This is a genomic window from Pseudomonas sp. MDT1-17, assembly GCF_054898105.1.
On sequence record NZ_JBUBVM010000002.1, the window covers coordinates 26,566 to 41,598 of the forward strand.

General features: G+C 55.3%; 12 protein-coding genes. All 12 read right to left on the reverse strand.

The window, feature by feature from the left end:
- Positions 1-30: 30 nt before the first annotated feature.
- The 12 genes from ACYZTX_RS29675 to traO all read right to left on the reverse strand — a co-directional run bounded on the left by ACYZTX_RS29675 (position 31) and on the right by traO (position 15,025).
- Complete coding sequence (locus ACYZTX_RS29675) at positions 31-2,238, reverse strand: hypothetical protein (RefSeq protein ID WP_462037166.1); 2,208 nt, start codon at positions 2,236-2,238, stop codon at positions 31-33.
- 103 nt (positions 2,239-2,341) lie between these two features.
- Positions 2,342-3,103 (reverse strand): hypothetical protein, encoded by a 762-nt coding sequence (locus ACYZTX_RS29680; RefSeq protein ID WP_462037167.1) that lies wholly within the window; start codon positions 3,101-3,103, stop codon positions 2,342-2,344.
- Between the two features lie 34 nt (positions 3,104-3,137).
- Positions 3,138-3,641 carry a hypothetical protein gene (locus ACYZTX_RS29685; protein ID WP_462037168.1) on the reverse strand — a complete coding sequence of 168 codons (504 nt, stop codon included), beginning with the start codon at positions 3,639-3,641 and terminating at the stop codon, positions 3,138-3,140.
- A 136-nt stretch (positions 3,642-3,777) separates the two neighbouring features.
- Positions 3,778-5,958, reverse strand: a complete 2,181-nt coding sequence (locus ACYZTX_RS29690) for a DotA/TraY family protein (RefSeq protein ID WP_462037169.1) — start codon at positions 5,956-5,958, stop codon at positions 3,778-3,780.
- The gene (locus ACYZTX_RS29695) at positions 5,955-6,581 is read right to left on the reverse strand and encodes a hypothetical protein (protein ID WP_462037170.1); all 627 of its coding nucleotides are present in this window, start codon (positions 6,579-6,581) and stop codon (positions 5,955-5,957) included. Before ACYZTX_RS29695 ends, ACYZTX_RS29690 begins: the two co-directional genes overlap by 4 nt.
- Positions 6,581-7,834, reverse strand: coding sequence for a conjugal transfer protein TraW (traW, locus tag ACYZTX_RS29700; RefSeq protein WP_462037171.1), 1,254 nt, complete (start codon positions 7,832-7,834; stop codon positions 6,581-6,583). The genes ACYZTX_RS29695 and traW overlap by 1 nt, the downstream gene beginning before the upstream one ends.
- Positions 7,831-10,902, reverse strand: a complete 3,072-nt coding sequence (locus ACYZTX_RS29705; RefSeq protein ID WP_462037172.1) for a hypothetical protein — start codon at positions 10,900-10,902, stop codon at positions 7,831-7,833. Before ACYZTX_RS29705 ends, traW begins: the two co-directional genes overlap by 4 nt.
- 18 nt (positions 10,903-10,920) lie before the next feature.
- Positions 10,921-11,667 carry an HNH endonuclease gene (locus tag ACYZTX_RS29710; RefSeq protein ID WP_462037173.1) on the reverse strand — a complete coding sequence of 249 codons (747 nt, stop codon included), beginning with the start codon at positions 11,665-11,667 and terminating at the stop codon, positions 10,921-10,923.
- 44 nt (positions 11,668-11,711) lie between these two features.
- A complete protein-coding gene (locus ACYZTX_RS29715) occupies positions 11,712-12,167 on the reverse strand; it encodes a DUF6750 family protein (RefSeq protein ID WP_462037174.1) in 456 nt (151 codons plus the stop codon).
- Between the two features lie 23 nt (positions 12,168-12,190).
- Positions 12,191-12,724: a conjugal transfer protein TraQ gene (traQ, locus tag ACYZTX_RS29720; RefSeq protein ID WP_462037175.1), complete on the reverse strand. Its 534-nt coding sequence runs from the start codon at positions 12,722-12,724 to the stop codon at positions 12,191-12,193.
- A 9-nt stretch (positions 12,725-12,733) separates the two neighbouring features.
- On the reverse strand, positions 12,734-13,633 hold the full coding sequence (locus ACYZTX_RS29725) for a hypothetical protein (RefSeq protein WP_462037176.1): 900 nt from the start codon (positions 13,631-13,633) through the stop codon (positions 12,734-12,736).
- Positions 13,634-13,669: 36 nt separating this feature from the next.
- Positions 13,670-15,025, reverse strand: a complete 1,356-nt coding sequence (gene traO / locus ACYZTX_RS29730; RefSeq protein WP_462037177.1) for a conjugal transfer protein TraO — start codon at positions 15,023-15,025, stop codon at positions 13,670-13,672.
- Positions 15,026-15,033: the final 8 nt, after the last annotated feature.

Sequence of the window (15,033 nt, forward strand, 5' to 3'; positions counted from 1 at the left end):
AATCCTGATGCTCGGTAGCTAACTGAACGGTTATCGCATTCTCATAGGGCTGGCAGTTCTGTTGTTTTTTTCCGTAACTTGTTCCGCGGGGGCTTGAGTACCTGGTACACCGGCCTGTGGATTGTTCCGATCAGGAGCAATCGCTGACTTGTAGGCATTGCGCAGTTCAGGATCCCGGAAAAGACTCTCACCGGAAGGACCATGAACCTTTGCCAATAATCCCGCGACTTCACGCGCCTTGGCCTTTTCCATATCCGCACCTCGCGAGCAGCTCTCGATCGAGTTCACGATTTGCTTGAACTCCGAACCGCTCAATGGGCGACGGTTTTTATTCGCCGCTTCGGTCAACTCATTCGCCCAATGGGCCAGCGAACCCTTTTCTGGCGGCACGGGTTTAACAGCTCCAAAGCCATTGACCAGGTCATGTTCAGCACGTACCTGCTGAAAACGCTCAGGACCGATCTGGCTGGCCTCGTACTCTGCACGGCGCTGATCGACTGTCAGGATGGCCATACGGGGTTTCTCGGAGTCGAGTGACCCCATCACCCCCTGCCAGGCTTCGAATTTCTGTTGATCGGTGTTCGAGAGCCGATCGTGGCCTGGCAGGTTGGATTGGGGCTCATCCGCCTTCGGCGTCGGAAGTTGACGTTCGGCAATGGCCCCCTCAATTTCGCCCTTAATCGTGTGCAGCTCCTGCGGCGTGTTAGCCGCAAATTCCAGCCGCTTTTCATCGTCGGTCATGAGCGACCGTCGTTCCTGGGCCGCCGCCGTCGATTCGCGGATTTCTCGCCACGCCTGGTCGCTCTGAGCCCTGGCTTCGGCCAGCTGATCAACGCCCTGCAGGCTTGCGGCGTATTCCGCGCGTGCCTGTGGGTCATCCAGTCGTAAAGTGCGTTCCGGATCTTCCGCGCGTTGGCCGGCCATCCAGCTGTTGAATCGCATCTCATCAGCGTCAGACAGGAGTATTTCTGCGAGGTTGTCGGGTAACACCGTCGTGGTGTCGACGCGTAACTCAGGAGTATCAGCACGAAGCAATTCTTCGAGGTTCTCGGGCAGCACTGTTGTGGTGTCGACTCGTGACTCAGGCACATCAGCGCGAAGCAACTCTTCGAGGTTGTCAGGCAGCACTGTTGTGGTGTCGACCTGCAATGTCAGAGGGCTCAAGGCATCGTGCGCCGAGCGAACTTCCGCAAGGACAAAGGCGCCCAGTTCACTTGCTTTGAACTCGGCGAACCGCTGTTCCTCGGTCAGTCCGGCCATACGCTCGCGCTCGGATGCTACGGAGGACATTACGGTGGAGAATGCTTCGTAGCGCTCAGCAACAGTGTTCCCCGATAAACCTACTTCGTTCCGTGCAGCAACACGTCGCTCAATTGTTTGATCGTTGTGAAAGCAAACCTCTTCGCTTCTATCTTCGAACTGACTGCCGAAGTATTCATCATGGATTTCATTCTCGTTGAGAAGCTCCGTGCGTATCGGATCGTTTCTAAATTCAAGAGTTACGTAATCCTTGAAATGCTGCTGATTGAACTCGCCGAACATGGCAACCCAGCTTTCATCAACTTCCGGTACGGGTATACGTGAAGCGCTGTTTTCGGCCCGTACATCCAACAAGCGTTCATAGCTTTGCTCGCTTGCTTCGAACTCGGCAAATCGCTGTTCTTCGGTCAAGCCGGCCATACGCTCGCGTTGAGACTCGACAGAATCCATTACGGAGATGAAAGCCTCGTAACGCTCGTTCACACTGTTTTTGAGTGTTGGGTCTGGGAGAGTTGAACCAGGAGTAGAGAACGGATCTTCAAACGATTTGGAAAAATTGCTGATGCGATCGCGAACAGCGACCAACAACTCACGAACTGCACTGAAAGCATCATCGGATACAGATGCGCCTTCCTTAACACTGATATGAAGATCGGTTTCACGATCGGTCAACCCTTCCTCGTAGTACCGTAACAACTTGATGTTGTCTTGTGCTTCCTCAGGGATCGGATCACCTCGTTCGCCAGCACTTTTGATCGCGTAGAACTGAAGCTCTTCGCGATTGAACTCATCATGTTGCTGCCGCACGATGGCGAGTTGCTCTGGACCCAGCTCACTCGCTTTGAACTCAGCGTAGATTTGCTCTTTGCTAAGTCCCGTCAGTCGGTCTTTGATCGACTCCACTGAGTTCATGGTGGTGAACCATGCTTCGAGCTTCTGCTCCTCAGTGTTACTGAGCCGTTCGTTATCTTCTTGCATAGTAAACCTCCAGCCTGTTAATCAAACTTCCGGTTAAACAACATTTTTTGGCAAAGCGAACCCGCCGCGAATAATCACGGGGGATACGCAAGTTAGAAGTTAGTTAGAGGTTTACTGTGCGCAAAACTTCATTGGTAAACGAGTCTACAAGTTCAATGCTTGCGTGCACGGGAACTGTTAAAACAGTTCCTCTTGCAGTGCCCTGGACGAACAGGTAGACGGTCCCGCGCAAACTCAACCCGCCTTTAGCGCGCGCGGCCTCAATTTGACGTGCAGCACTCTCATCACTGACAGGTAGGACGCAAGGTAATGAACCTGGGAGAGTCTTCAGATACACCCCTTGTTGATTCCGCAAGGAACCAGCCCAGCAAGACGCGCCGTAACTAGACAGTGGAAAGCCTTTTGCCGAGAAATCGTAAGCCCCCAACGTGACGTTATTCATGGCCAACGGATCTTGAGCTAGGCCACCAAATGGCAAGCTGTAGTACTCGGACGCTCTGTAGGTACGCAACTTGGCCTTCACCTTGGGCATCTCTACATCAGCGATGTCTTTGCGCCTGAAGCTGTCCAGTTCTTGGAAATATGTCGGTGATAGACGACTCAGCAACTCTGAGTCAGGAAGTGTTTCACCCGATCGACTGGTCAGCACATACGTCAAAACCAATCCCCCGGCCTCAGTGTTCAAGCTCACGTAGCTGTCGAGGCTCACGCTAGTGTCCGCCTCGGGCAGAGCATCCTTTGGCTTCGCCGCACTGTTAGTCGATTGCGAAACGTCAGGCCGCACGCCTTTCGGTGTATTTTCAACCTGGCCGCAAGCACCCAGTAGCGAACATCCCAACACAGCCATCGCAAGCTTGATCTTCATACTTCTCCCCTACCCTTTATGATCCAGGATCTTTTCAGCCGAACGAGGCTGTAAGCCTGGCCATCAAATCGTCCGACTGACGACGATCAAAACGCACGCCGATCAGCGGCAGAGCCGCGACTGACGTCATCAGCTTCAGCAACGCAGGTTTACCTTTGTTGGTTTCGACCTCCCAGGCACTTACGTCGGGAAAATCGAGCACGGCACTGGTTCCATCGGAGATATCGACGTAAACCAGTTTTTTCGCATCACGGTTGAACCCGACATAGCGGTTGAATACCGAGGACACAGCCTCGTAATCCACCTTGAAATCCGGCGCACATTTGTGAACCTGGTCAAGAAGGCGGCTTTTCAACCACTTCGGGATCACCGAGAACACCAGGTAACCCAGTGCAAAGTAGCCGGCACTGGCCAAAAGTACCGGCACGGTCACCTCGGGCTCTTTGCTGGAACTGAACAAGACAATCCCGAGCAGCAACGCTACCGGGAACAGGCCTACTGCGTAAAATGGTCGAAGCAGATACCAAACGGTGTTCATGGTGTGTCCCCTTAGTGGCGCTGTCTTTTGTATCGTAGTCATAATACGGACTCGTGAGTTGATATTAGCACGCGATATTGACAGCGCAAAGGGGGATTGATAAAGGGCTGGAAGATCTTTTCCAGCCCCTCACCCATCAAGCCTTCATCCCATTACCTTCTTTTTCAGAGCCTGCGTTCTTCCCGCCGCCGCCACCGCCCTTGATATTTTGCTCAAGCTTGGCGCCGAAGACGTTGAGCGCGTTCTTCATCTTGTCGTTGTCATCGCGGCCGAGAGTGCCTGACGCATGGCCACCAACCCAGTTGATGACCTGGTCCGGCACGATGTAAATCAGGTTGAAGCAGCTGTGAACCAGGTTTAGGCACATTGAGCAGTAGATCGTCAGGTAGAAGACGATACTCACCAGACCAGTAATAGAGTCGAATTGTGCGTTGGCCAGCGCGATGCCGAACATCTGGTTGAGCAGCGTTCCACCGGCAACAACCCCGGCGCCGCCGAGGAAAAAGCCGATCACCATGAGAATTGGTCGCACCGTCACGTTCAGCAGAAAGATGTAGCCATGGCCCGACTTCTGGCCCATGCCATCCCCATCCCCGCCAAGGTGGGCAAGCGCCCAGAGTGGTGCACCGATAATGGCCTCACCCACCACCACCAGCCAGTTGACAGCCGCGCCAAACCAGATCACGAACGGAACCATTGGCAGATAAGTCGATAGCGTTCCGCCCAGAATGAACAGCGCAATGATCGCCATGACCACAAAGGGAGAGACTGCGTCCAGCACGCCTCCCAGGACGTCTCCGATCGACGTGAGCGCGTTAGCTGCACGAGCGGCCAAGCCCGCGGCGGACAGGCCGTCCTTCACAGCGATTAAGGTTTTGGCAGCTACGTAAGCACCGAGAGCGGTTTCGCCGGCAACCATCGTGTAGTCGCCAAGATTTTTCATCTTGATCAACGGATTCAGCTGACCCCTGCCCTCCCCGCCGGCATTCACATCTATCAGGTAATTAACAAGCCTTTGTCCTGGAGCCGAGAACACGGAGCCGATGACCTTACTCGCGTCGGAACCGGTTGCGCCCTTTGAGTAATCGCCTGAACTACTGGTGCCCAAGGTTGGGCTGTAGGAAGAACTCGACTGCTGTGCACGAAATGCCGCACTCGTAGTTCCCAGGACAGAGAGCATTGCCGGGTCGCCATCTGCCGACATACCGTACACCGATGCTTTCGCGGCTACCGCGTCAGAAAGTTTGGTATTTGCCTGGGCAAAAGTCTGGTACCAGGCACCAAGCGTCAACCACCCCCCTTCCTTGATGGAGTTACTCAGCTTCGAAGCGAGCTCAGCGATGTTGCCCTGCTTAGTGGCCGCTATCGAGCTGATGGTGTTTTCGTACTGTTGCGAAGCGGACTGAATCGCCATCTCTGCGTCAGGTACCGATCCGCTCCCGGCCTGTTTCTTCAGAACACCAGTGACGAAGCCCTGCGCCGCGCTATTGAGGGTCGCTTGCATCTGCTGCAGCGCAGTCAGATGAGCACGGCGGATATCCGATGCGTCGATCGTGCCGCTGAACCAGCTTGTGGATTGTGGCTGCGGCTCCAGCGATGCGTTGATGTCGGCCCCGCCACAGACAAAGCTGGTGTTTTTCAGGGCGAACCCGCTAGCGGTCGGGTTCTGCTGAATGTACCCGTCCTGCGTTATAAGTGCCCCGCTAGCCTCTGCCTGGGCCAGTCCCGCATTGATGGAGTGCATGCACAGGTTCATCTCGAAAACGCTGCGAGCGAGGCTGACAGTGCTCGGCATCACCGGCTGAGCAACCATAGACTTGCCTTCGTTGAACGCCTGCACCGAGGCATCCACGCCCAGGTTTGCGATCCCCACGCCCATCAACGATGCTGCCCACAGCATCAATAGCTGGGATAGCGCCCAACCGTTTGCCGTGGGTACCAACGCAGAAAGGCCCCAGACAAGCCGGATCGGATCCCACACCATGTGGCGCTGTTTATCAAATACGGCGCCGTCGTGTGCCGATTGGGTCAGCTTTCGGAAGAGCATGTAGCCCGCGAAGAAGCCTCCGATCACGAGCAAGGCAGCATTGGTCACCTGGAACACGCTGGCCAACACCGTGTCCCCTCCCCCTGAGCCACCGGTGGCTAGCGGGTTGTTGACCACGTTGCCGTAGATGGATACCAGGGCTTCCCTGGATTTGTCACCAGTGCGCTTGGCTGCTTCAGCAATACCGCTCAACGACGTTGAATCGGCCATTGCCGGCAATGCACTCACAGCGCCGATGATGGCAAGCCAAGCACGCATTAGCCTTTTCATGACTGGTTCCTTCCATCGGATCGGTTCGGTTTTTGAGTCTGTCGGCTCCAATTGATTTCCGGATTCATCAGTTGTCGGAACCAATCCCGGTAGTCGGACATGAAGTCGCGCACGCTCCCTCTCTCCTGCACTGAAAGTCGCTTAGTTTTAAGCTGCCAGAGCCTGAGTTGCGCCCCTAGCGCGGCCATAAAGAACACTGGCTGGCTTACAAGAAGCGATAGAGCCCCAAGCAATATGTCCTTGGGATGCCCGAAGACAATCCCTCCAACGACGGCACACCCCCCTGTGAGAGCGAAAAACACTCCCGCCGCAAGTGCCCAACGCTTTTTCATCAGGAATGACCGGTATAGTTCTGGTATCGACGGCGCATCAGCTGAGCGGGAAGCCATTGCTTCCTCGAACGACAAGCCAGGTCGATCTTCATCGCTTGCCTCATCGTCGGAGAGAACTCGTTTAGCCTCAGCGCTGAGCTCCTTCAGGTACTGCAAGTTCTCCTTGTTCCGCTCGATTTCACGCTTTGTAAGCGACAACGTCCGCTTCATCGCAGAGAGGGGCATGATGACGTGCCAAATAGTCCAGAGAGAACCTTTGGCACCGGCTTTTACAGCGTTCTTTAAGTCCATTACTGCCCCCCCATGCGACCTGACACGGACTTGTACAAAGTCCCGAGAATTGGCGTGTATTCATCCCTTGCCGCACTGGCCAGGAGCTGACCGTTGATGATGTTCGACTTCTGCAGTTCGTCCTTGATGCCTAACATCAGCCAGTTGTTCAGAGAGGCTATACGGATTTGCTCACGCTGCAGGTTCTCGCCACTCAACGCCTGCAGATCGGCCTGGTACTCGGTGTTGGCATAACGTCGGCCAACCTCGAATGCTTCAAATTCCCGAGCCGACATCATCCCGGTGCTCTTGGCAGTATCAGACGCAAATTCCTTGTAGTACGCAGCTGCTGCAGGAGAGATCAACGCCTCCTTCAACAAGTCCTTCGTCGCTGGGCTCGGCTGACTGTTCGCGATCCGCTGCTCCTGCGGATCCGCCGCGGCTGAGATGATCGCGTTGTATTGGTTCATCAAGCCGACGTATTGGCTGCCGGCAACAGTGTCCGCTTCACCCTTTTTCAGCTGAGGTGCGATCGAACGACGAGTGGAGTTCTGCACGTACATGCGTGCAGCGTCGATCTGATCCTGGTTGAACGTCAGATCAGGGGCTTTCCCATTCTCCCCAGCGCCTGACAGCACCGAATCAACTCGCTTGTCTGCACCAGGCATATTGGTTGACACGCTTGGACAGGCCTGTGAGCCACCGTACGCCGCGTAGTCGTCAGCATCACAGAATTGAGCGTGAACCTTGGCCGCCCGGGACGAATCAATTTCAGGGGCGATCGGTGGGGTGTTCAGTGCTTGAGCGATCGCCTTATTGCTCACCTTCGCTCCACCACCAGGGCGCATACCGCCCTTGGCGGCTTGAGCAGATCCAGCAACCTCGTGTGCACCGCCAGAGGCAGACTCACTGCAAATGTTCGAACCGACGAAGTAGCGCTGACGCGCCTCTTCGAGTTTGCGGTTCTTTTCCTGGCTCACGGCGAACTCGCGCTGAGTCTTGCCATCTGCCTCGATCGTTTTGGCGATTTTCTGGCCATTTTCGTTGACTGATGTACCAATTTTCTGCAGCAACTGTGTAACGCTGCTGTTCATAGAGTTGACGGCGGCAGTGGTGCCATTGACGGCCCCTGTAACAGCGGTGTTCATCATTCCCACCGCTTGAATCAGCACGGCGTCGACCACAGGAACAATCGAAGCATTGGCGTTGCTACTCATCGCTACGCCAGCGGCGAGCACCGCCACAGAAAGCAACTTCCGATTGTGCAGACTCATGCTCCCACCTCCATTTCCTTGGCCAGCTTATTGAGATATCCGTCAGCCAGCCTCTTGGCCAACGTGCTCACCACGGACGCACCGTCGTTGTCAGAGGCATCGATTTTCATTTGTTCGATCAACGGTTGAGCTGTGCCTGTTGGGAATTTCTCTGCGAGAAGTTTCCGTGCTGCGTAATCGCCGAGTCGCTTGTACAAACGATCGCGCAGCGCCACGTCCTCGAGCGTTGTCGAGAAGGCCCACAGCTCGATCGGACCAACAGTGTTGGTAAGCAGCTGGACGATGTAGCCGACCTTCGTTTTGAACAGCGCGAGAAAATTACCCCCAAGGCGCGGATCAGGACCGGTAGCTTCGCGTTGCAGGCGGCGAATGGCCTCTTCGGAGATGTTGAACACCTCACGCAAAACTTTTTCGTCGGCAGCGTTACCGCCACGCATGACGTACACCGCTGTCGCGGCATCCAGTAGTGCCGCCGGGAAGTCGTAGAGGTACTGCGAAACGAGCACGACGCGGATGCCCCATTTACGCCCTTCCCTCGCATCTTTGATGCAGGTTTGGACGAAAGCCTCTTGACCCTGGGTGTTGTGGAACTCGTCGTAAGCGATGACCTTCTTTTCGTCTTTGACGTCGGCAATCCGCTTCATGTGGTATTCGTGATACATCGGCGCGACAACCGGGAGCACCACCTCTTCGCGGAGGAAGTAGTTTTTGGCTGCCATTTGCCGAGCGAACATGTACATGATCGCCGTTCTCACGCTGCCCTCAGGCGTCTTTGAGCCAATCACATCGTTCAAATCGATCGAAATTATGCGAGTTTCGCCGCTTACCTCAAAGCGAGTTCGACCGCTGAATAGCGCGTACTTGGAGATCGCCACACTGAAGCAACGGTTCATGTATTCAAGTACCGGCTCCTGATCAGCGGTTTTCGCGCTTCCATACAACTGACGGACCGATTCGTCAGATAGGTAGGCCCCAAAATCAGTGAATACAGGAACGGCCTGCCGCTGCGCGATAGCTGCTTCGCGAATGTAGCCGGCAGCAAAGAGCATATCCGTGACTTCCCACCAGGTCGCAGCGCTCCACCACGCGTCATCGTGTTTGGCGCGTAGACCGGACTCATCCAGAACCTTATCTACGATAAGTTCCACATGATCCTCGTACGTAAGCGCTGACTCTACTGCGCGCTTGCTGTATGCAATCTCAATCAGCTTATCGACGACACCAGAACAAGCCGCCGGCGCCGATTTCGTTTTCGGATCCGTGCAGAAGAGTGTCAGAAAGTCCGATAGGAATTCTTTCTCACGAGAAGTGGGCTGACGAGCACCCAACTGGGTATCAGCCGGATTCACCGCAAACTCGGCCGAGTTCTGCAGGCGCATGTAAATAGCTTCGTTTTTGCGATGCTCAGGCAACGAGTCACGGATCAGGTTAATCAGCCCTGCAGACGATGGCCCAACATCGATAATCGTCATCAACGGAAGCCGAGTATTGCCCGCCCGGTGGATCGTTGCGCTGTTCATCGTGTTGAGCAGCACGGATTTGCCGGAACCTGGAGGAGCGGACAATGCTTCGATCCAGGTGTCCTGGAGAGAGCTACCAAGCTGCACTACGTAGATTTTACCGTCCGGCGTCCTGAGTACCAAAGACCCGCCCTCGCTCCAAGGCGTAGCCGGCCGCTGGAACGGCATCATCTTCAGTGCATCCGGTAGAGGCGGAACCATCCGATTCGCGGGGTTTTTCAAAGTGAACCCCGGCATGGTCGAAGCCCAAGCCGCCACCGGATCCCCATGAACCGAGGTCACATTGCAAATGCCCCAGGCTTGAATGGCCTTTTCCAACGCTGCCATACGACGCTTGGTTTCACGCTCGGTGCTCGACCACGTTGAAGCCGTTATTTTCATCGAGCAGATCGCGTCGATCTTGCTCCGCTCCTCCAGGTCCAGAAAGGATTGGCGAATCTGTTTGTTTGAACCAATCATGCCAACGAAACCGGCCATCATCTGCCGCCCTCGGGTTTCGGATAAACCTCCTGGCGAAAGGTCGATGCGGATCCGCCACGGAATTTCCCGTGCGACAGTGTTGAACAGGTAGGAGAACAGCTGCGGATTCTGGGGACCAAGCTCCATGGCAATATTGCCGTGCCACAGATCGTCGGTCTCAATCAGCGAGCGCCTGGTATCAACGTCATTTGTCACGACCTGGAAATTCACAAGTGGCGCAGTGAGATCAGAGAAGTCTTTTTCATCCTCACGGCCATGAGGAATAAAGCGGTCACCTGGCAACACCGGCCGGAACTTTTGAGACGTCCTTTCGCGGTTTACCATGATGCGTATGCGCTTGGTCGCTTCATGAGCGCTCAGCTGCTTCAACAGTATGCCCGGACGCCCTTCTGCGCCGCAGCCGTCAAAATCCTTCTGTACGCGCTCAATCATTGTGTCGTGCCGATACTTCAACGTCATCAGCACCTGGGCTGGACTTTGCCCGAACTCAACGCGCGGCATCTCGTATTTGAGGATGTCTTGCTCAAGCTCCTTCCGCTCGCGCTTTAGATCAACGCCGATGCAGCTCGCGTGGGTGTAGACCACCAACAAATTCTGCTCCCAAGCAACCAACGGTGCGTTTCGCTTCACGCGATCGATGATGATGTCTTCGGTATTGATGCCCATTCGACGAGCGGCGTTGATTTGTGGCTCAGCAAGGCGCATCAGCTCATCCAGCGCGCGATCGGGATCGCGCTCGAACCCGAACGTTAAGGAGTGTCCGGGTTCACGCATATAGCCACTCATTTTCAATCGAAGGTTTTCGATCAGCTTGTCGAAGTCGTCCTCGGACAGGATCTGGTAAGTGCCCTGCACGTCAAAAACCGTCAGGAGAGAACCGTCGTGCGTAACGAGCGTATAGGGGTCTTTCAACGCCGGATTACGACTGATGTCCTCATCGGTCAGCCCAATGGCTGTAGCGAGCTCACAGTAGCTCGCAAGGTCTTTACCGACCATGTACCGAGACATGTAGGCAAGGAAGCCTTCAGTGGCATCGACAAGACCATCAAGAAACTTAGCAACGCCCATCGTGCTTCCCTCAAAAATTTATGCTGGTGGGTTCATGACGCTGAAATAGACGTCAGCCCATTTCGCAACTGGATAAGTCACCTGGTAATCATGAGCCCACAGATTTGCGGCCTGGCTGTATGGACCAGGGTTGAAAACGACCGCCAGCCCCTCGAAGACAAGTTCTCGACGGCCCTTGTCGGTGTCGCTTTGACGCAGAAGCGCCTTGGCGAACACTGCTGGTGAAAAGGTGCCCCAGGCGTCCTCGGTGTACTTGAAATGAGAACCGAGCCAATTCAGCAACTTTTTCGCGTCGGCCTTGATCGACTCGTCCCCGGCCTGCAACGCAACCATCAGCGTTCTCTGCAGATGGTTTACGTCTTGAGCAGTCAGGCCCGGTAGATAAGCAATAACAGCGTTCCCTTCACCCAACTCGCCCAGGTGTTGCCACCCATGACAGAGATGATCAACGGCTCGCAGGTTGTGCTCACGGATGTCCTGGTGGTTATCCGTCAAGTTGTGGATTTGGTTATGGCTTGAGTGAAAGCCGCAAAACATGCAGCGGTGGCCATCTTTCAGGAGCGTCTTTTTTTTCAAGTCCCCTGACTTGAACTCCCGCTCCACCGGCTCCCATTCAGCGCCTGACTTATCACCCCAAATCTGGCTCTTCGTTGAGAAAAAAAGCGCTGGGTAGGTCGCCTTGTCAAAGCCTGTGCCCAAACCTTCTTTGGGCACGACTTTGTCCTGGTCGACTGCAGCTGGGTCTTGTGTTGAGAGATCGTTCATGGCTTCCAACCCGGCGACCTTGCGGCCGCCGATCCTCAGGGGGATTACTGAGGCACTTGACCGTAAGTGCTAGTCGCCATCCCCACGGTTTCACCAGCTTTACCCATGAGGAACCCGATACCGCCAATTCCTGCACCGGCAAGGATCGGGATGAAGATCTGGGTCGCCTTGATGTCACTGCGCGCGCCGTCCTGGCCTTTTTTCCACCAGTTGAAACCGCCATAGGCGGCACCGCCGAAGCCCAGAAATTTAAAGATTTTTGCCAGGCTATTCGTTCCCGAGTCAGCCTGGGTCGCGCCGGTGCTGAGCATCCCAGCCATACCTTCCCCATCAGCAGCTGCTCCCGTGGAGAATGCCAACGCACCGAAAGTTATCGCAGCCGTGGTTAGCATGATCCGCCGTTGAGCCGGATCCGCAGTGTGTTTATCGCACCAGGTTTGCAGACCAATTTGAGCCTTACGGCCCAGGTCAATGGTGTATTCCATTGGGTTAATTTTCATCGATACATCCCCTTTTTTAAGTTTCACCAAACAAGGCCCAGAGAAGCCCGGGCAGCGTCAATCACATCCGGAATTTGCACCAGGAAGGAACCGAAAATCATGTGCGTGAGGGCACGCCATACCACATCGTCAGCCCCCTGGTTCGACTGCCCGTCGACGGTAGCTTTTTTCAACAGCAACACGCCTTTGAAGAACATCACACCACCGAAAACGCTCGCGAGAGTCAGCACAGAGTTGATCGCTTCGGCGAAGCGCCCGAACTCCGCAGCACCGCTGTAGGCAATTGGCCCGTAACTGACGGTGCCGGACCCGAATGACGTCCAAGCAGCGTTGATAAAACGAGACAAATTCGCCATCAGCGCAGCAATGATCAGCAGTGGGACAATGTCCCCCACCGTTACTGGACTTGAACCTGGCAGACGGGATGCTCTCTGCAGCCGCATCAACGCTGATCCCGCGTAGACCGTGCCGACGAGAATCCCCAATACCCAGAGGAATCGCCAAAGGGCGACCGCGAAAGTGTTCGCGAACTGGGTAATCATTTGTGCGAGATCCATGACAGCTCCTTAGCGAATTACGCCCTTGGTTGTCATAACCCGGCGGCCCTTCGGATCAATCGACTGGATCTGCATATCACCAACAAGGTCGCCCACCTGCACCACGTAAACCTGTTCGGAATCCTGAATCCAGGCTTGACCGGCGTAGATGGTGTTCAACGTGAAACCCTTGTTTACGAGCGTTGTGCTGGCTGGCTTGCTCGGCGCTTTCGCCGAACGTGAGGCCCCAGGAGCATTGGTTTTTGGAATTTTGTGAGCATCGTTTTTCGCCGCTGCAGACTTGGCCGCTTTTGCGTTGGTGCCACCGGCGGTGACATCCGCACCAGGTCGACCTTCAAGTAGAGCGATTTTCGCTTGCAGCTCAACCATCGACTGCTCGAGTGTCACCACACGCATCTGCAGTTCTTTGTCGACAACCGACAGGCCTTGAGGTGGCACAGCAGCAACTGGTTCTATGCGCTCGGGTTCAGCTCTAAGAGCGGCAGGCGTTGCTGGAACCTCGGCTGCTGCAGTCGGCACCTGATCTGCACCACTTACAGGTTGAGAAACAGCTCGTTGCGCCTCTTTGAAGGTGGCTTGCCCTGCATCTCGCATGGCGTCTGCAGGCGTGAAAGACGGCTGGGCCGCAATGCTTCTGGGTGCGGGACTTGCACTACCACCAAACGAAAAGATTCCCGGCACGAAGGACCACACCCCCCCGACCACAACCGCCAATACCAACCCCGCTGGCACGGCGTACTTCTTCACTTTTTCAAATGAAATAGCAGTCGGCAGGCTCATGGCCTTCTTGGCTTGCTTCGGTTTCGGCTCGCTTTTCTCGCGCACTTCAACTTCAGGCGCAGCTCCGGGCGCTGGGACTGTCCGGGACATGTCGAACACGTCCGCTTGCGGTTCTGTCTGATTAGTCATGATCATTCCTTTTCGTATCGTGGCAATGATACAGAATTAATAGGCAGAATAGCCAGACTGAGTGTTTGGGTAAAGCCCAGTCGCCGGCAGATTGGTGATTGGGTAACCCGCTGGTCGAATTGCTGGCTGCTGCTGTTGCTGTTGTTGCTGCTGAACGGGTGGCTGCGATGCGGGTTGGCTGAGCGTATTCAGATCCACCGCGGGAGCAGACGCACCTGCGGAAATGTCGTCGGTGGACAACACCGGCGCCATGAACTGAATGCCGATCGTGTCGTTCTTCGGGATCAGCACTTGCTTAGTGGGCATCTGAGCGGCGTCTTGAGCCAACACTTTGCCTGCGGTTTCCCCCATGCCACCGATCATCGTTCCAAGCACGGCCGTGCCGTCCGGCGTGGATGGATAGGTCTGAATGACGCCACCTTGCGGGGTGATGATGTTCTGGGCGCTGGACTGTTCGTACAGCTGCCCGGTTCTGCCTATGCCGGCAGCAATTGCTGGAAGGATGATCCGGGTGAAGTAACGGTTGTTGACCTCTCCGGAAAGGGCGCTGCGTAACGTGTTTTGGTCGATCGCCTTTGCGGTAATTTTGTAAGAGCGCCCGCGCCATTTCATGATGGTGAAGGTCATATCGATCGATTCATTTATGCGCTTGTAGCCCTGCGCGTACACAGTCAGCCCCTGGTAAGGACCTGAGGGGACCGAAGCAACCACTACAGAATTTTCATCGGTGTCGAGATCAGTGCCCAGCAAAGCAGGGATTCGAACAAAGTCATCAAGGATCTTCACGACGGGTACGGCACTGGTTAGCTGACCCGCGCTCGGGTGGCCACCCGGCACACCTACGCCACTCGATACGCTGTTGTTCACAGTGCCCGCATAGCCGCTTTCATCAGTAACTGTCGCAACCGTATGCTTCGATCCCCCCCAGTTTTTGATAAGCCCCGCCGCCTGAGTTCGAATGCGATCTCTGCGCTCTTTTTCCTGGTCGGACAAGACCTCTTGCTGATGCTGACCGGCGCTTTGCTGAGGCGCAGGCTGATACACGTAAACAATTTGAGGTTGTTTCGGTTGCTCTTGTGCAGCGACCTTGGATTCAGGAGCTTCCTGAACTGGTTGATCCCTGGTGGAAATTACGGAGACGTAGGTTTTTCCTTCCTGCTCCGCATTAGTTGCATTGGACTGGTTGTACTTGTTCAGCACCTTCCCGTAATGCTCGCTTTCGGGCGAGGCCGTGCCTTTGCCGGCAGTATTGATCGCCACCGTGCTCGGCGCGGCCGTGGATCCAGTAGCGAAGTAGCCGTAAGCCACGTAGCACCCACCAACGACCACAAGGGCCACTGTGGCGATGATCCAGATAGTGTTCCGTCCAACATCTGCTTGCATTTCACTCATGATTCAAC

What these genes read in the sequence shown, in the direction of transcription:
- ACYZTX_RS29675 (WP_462037166.1), bottom strand. Translation starts at nt 2,238, where the DNA reads ATGCAAGAAGATAACGAACGGCTCAGTAACACTGAGGAGCAGAAGCTC.
- ACYZTX_RS29680 (WP_462037167.1), bottom strand. Translation starts at nt 3,103, where the DNA reads ATGAAGATCAAGCTTGCGATGGCTGTGTTGGGATGTTCGCTACTGGGT.
- ACYZTX_RS29685 (WP_462037168.1), bottom strand. Translation starts at nt 3,641, where the DNA reads ATGAACACCGTTTGGTATCTGCTTCGACCATTTTACGCAGTAGGCCTG.
- ACYZTX_RS29690 (WP_462037169.1), bottom strand. Translation starts at nt 5,958, where the DNA reads ATGAAAAGGCTAATGCGTGCTTGGCTTGCCATCATCGGCGCTGTGAGT.
- ACYZTX_RS29695 (WP_462037170.1), bottom strand. Translation starts at nt 6,581, where the DNA reads ATGGACTTAAAGAACGCTGTAAAAGCCGGTGCCAAAGGTTCTCTCTGG.
- traW (WP_462037171.1), bottom strand. Translation starts at nt 7,834, where the DNA reads ATGAGTCTGCACAATCGGAAGTTGCTTTCTGTGGCGGTGCTCGCCGCT.
- ACYZTX_RS29705 (WP_462037172.1), bottom strand. Translation starts at nt 10,902, where the DNA reads ATGGGCGTTGCTAAGTTTCTTGATGGTCTTGTCGATGCCACTGAAGGC.
- ACYZTX_RS29710 (WP_462037173.1), bottom strand. Translation starts at nt 11,667, where the DNA reads ATGAACGATCTCTCAACACAAGACCCAGCTGCAGTCGACCAGGACAAA.
- ACYZTX_RS29715 (WP_462037174.1), bottom strand. Translation starts at nt 12,167, where the DNA reads ATGAAAATTAACCCAATGGAATACACCATTGACCTGGGCCGTAAGGCT.
- traQ (WP_462037175.1), bottom strand. Translation starts at nt 12,724, where the DNA reads ATGGATCTCGCACAAATGATTACCCAGTTCGCGAACACTTTCGCGGTC.
- ACYZTX_RS29725 (WP_462037176.1), bottom strand. Translation starts at nt 13,633, where the DNA reads ATGACTAATCAGACAGAACCGCAAGCGGACGTGTTCGACATGTCCCGG.
- traO (WP_462037177.1), bottom strand. Translation starts at nt 15,025, where the DNA reads ATGAGTGAAATGCAAGCAGATGTTGGACGGAACACTATCTGGATCATC.